General features: G+C 71.5%; 1 protein-coding gene. It reads left to right on the plus strand.

Features of this window, described 5'->3' with window-relative positions:
• The coding region (locus tag AB1578_23255; GenBank protein MEW6490816.1) for a PKD domain-containing protein at positions 1–2,469 on the plus strand (2,469 nt) is incomplete at its 5' end.
• Positions 2,470–2,722 lie beyond the last annotated feature (253 nt).

Here is a 2,722-nt window from a genome sequence, read left to right on the forward strand (position 1 = left end):
ACCGACACCGTCACCGTCACCGTCGGGGACGTAAACCAGCCCCCCGTGGCCAACGCCGGGCCCGACCAGAGTGTGAACGAAGGGGCGGGGGTCACCTTGAACGGCTCGGGAACCGATCCCGACGGGACCATCGCGTCCTATGCCTGGGTGCAGACCGCCGGGGCCGCCGTCGCGCTCAGCGGCGCTTCCATGGCCACCGCGAGCTTCACCGCCCCCCCGGCGGGCCCCTCCGGCGCGAGCCTGGCCTTTCGGCTCACGGTGACGGACAACCTCGGAGCGACGGCCAACGACACGGTCACGATTGCGGTCCGGAACGTAAACCAGGCCCCTGTGGCCCAGGCGGGACCTGACCAGACGGTGGAGCAGGGCACCACTGTGACCCTGGACGGCGCGAACTCCACCGACCCGGACGGGGATGCCCTAGCCTGGTCCTGGATCCAGACGGCGGGGCCGGCCGTCGCACTTTCGGGCGCCTCTGCGGCGCAGGCCGCCTTCACGGCGCCCCCTGTGGGCCCGGAAGGGCTTTCTCTGGCGTTTCTCCTCACCGTGACCGACCCGGCGGGTCTGACCGGCACGGACGCGGTGATCGTCAACGTCTCCCACGTGAACCAGCCCCCGGTGGCCAACGCGGGAGCCGATCGAACCGTGCCGGAGGGGTCGCCGGTGACGCTCGACGGAACCGGTTCCTGGGATCCCGACGGCGCCCTGGCTGGATATTCCTGGGTGCAGCGGTCCGGAGCCCCGGTCGCCTTGACGGGGGCCGATACCCCACAGCCGAGCTTTCTCGCACCGACGGTGGATTCCGGCGGAGCGTCCCTCGAGTTCGAGCTCACGGTGGAAGACAGCGGGGGGCTCCAGGCGACCGATCGGGTGGTGGTCAACATATCCAACGTGAACCAGCCTCCCCTTGCGGATGCCGGGGCGGACCGCACGGCGGACGAGGACAGCGCGGTGACCCTCGACGGCTCGGCCTCCCGCGACCCGGACGGCTCGGTGGCTGCCTACGCCTGGCGCCAGACCTCGGGGCTGCCGGTCGTCCTCTCCGCCCCCTCGGCCGCGCGCACCACGTTCCTGGCCCCGGCCGTCGGTCCTGCGGGCGCCCTGCTGGTCTTCGAGCTTCGGGTCACCGACGACGGCGGCCTGGCTGCCACGGCTCAGGTATCGGTTCAAGTTCTCGATTGCAACCGTTCGCCCATATTGACGATTTCAGGTATTACACAAGTGGTCGAAGGCGAGGCCGTCTCCCTGCTTCTCAGCGCCTCCGACCCCGACGGCGACCCCGTGACCCTGCTGGTGTCCCCCGCGCTTCCAGGGGCCGTCCTCGCAGAGGTCGCCCCGGGCTCGGCCGAGTACCTGTGGTCCACCCGGCCCGGAGACGCCGGCAGCTACACCGTCTCGTTCACGGCGAGCGATGGGTCTTTGAGCGCTCTCGAGCAGGTTTCTTTGACGGTGACCGCGGCCGCTGCGCCGCCGGAAGATCCGCCCGGCTCCCCGGAGCCCGAGCCGGAGGAACCGGGCCAAGAGCCCGTGGTCTCCGCGCCGGACGAAGGGGGGGAGGCCCAGCCGAACCCGGCGGTACCCGTGCTGCGGAGTCTGCGGCCCGATCCGGCCAAGCCCCTCACGCTCCTCGGGGTGGACCTGGCGCCGCCCGCAGGGGCGGACCCGGCGAGCGTCCAGCGCGTGGAGTGGTCCCTATGGGACGGCCCCCTGGAGAACGAGGTGCTGCGGGCCGTGATCCCAACCCAGGGCATGCCTTCGGAGCTGGAGCTCCCCTGGGGAGTGCTGCTTCCGGCAACGGCATACCGCGCCACCGTGCGGCTCGGATTCGCCGGGGGGGCCTGGTCGGGGTGGTCCGAGCCCACCCCGTGGGCAACCCCCGGGGCCGACCCGCGAGACACGGACGGAAACGGCGTGGACGACCGCATGGAGGTTCGGGGCTATACGGACGTGAACAGGGACGGCATCGACGATGCGCAGCAGGGCATTGCGGTCTTCCGTGAGCCCCAGGGCGGCAACCTCGTCGGTGTCGCGGTCTCCCATGGGCGCCTGGACCGCATGGCCGCCCGGCGGGCCGATGAACTGGAACCCGCCGAGCGCCCTGCGGACGAGCTGCCCTACGGGCTCTTCAGCTTCCGCATTGGCGGGCTGGCTCCGGGAGCTTCCACGACGGTCACCTTCCACTTCCCCGATGTCCTTCCAGCCGATGCCCGCTGGTACAAGGTGGGGGCTTCGGGGGTGCCGGAAGACCTTACCTCTCAAGTGCTCTTCGCCGGCCGTACGGCCGTTCTCACCTTGACCGATGGCGGCGCCGGCGACGAGGACGGGGCAGTCAACGGGGTGATCGTGGACCCCGGAGGCCCGGCGCTGCGGGTCGGCACGAGCGCGCCCCCGGCGCCCGAGTCGAGCGACCTTGGCGGCGGCGGTGGCGGTGGGGGAGGGGGGTGCTTCCTGCAGTCTCTGGGGCGGTGAGGGGAAGAGTTCGCGGCCAAGGCCGCTGCGACGGGTCACGGCGCCGGCCCGTTCTCGATCCGAAGGGCAACGAGAAGCGAGTGTAGGAGCCTGCTCCCGCAGGCGACTTGCCGCGCCAGCGGCAGGGGGACGGGGTCGGCCTTCGGCCGAAATCGCCAGCAGGAGCTGGCTCCTGGCTCCTATCAGAGGTACCGGACCGGATCCGCGCTCGACCGGTTACACGCGATGCAAAGCGGGCGGCCCGTCGGGCCGC

Source organism: Thermodesulfobacteriota bacterium (assembly GCA_040756475.1).
Lineage (GTDB): Bacteria > Desulfobacterota > Deferrisomatia > Deferrisomatales > JACRMM01 > JBFLZB01.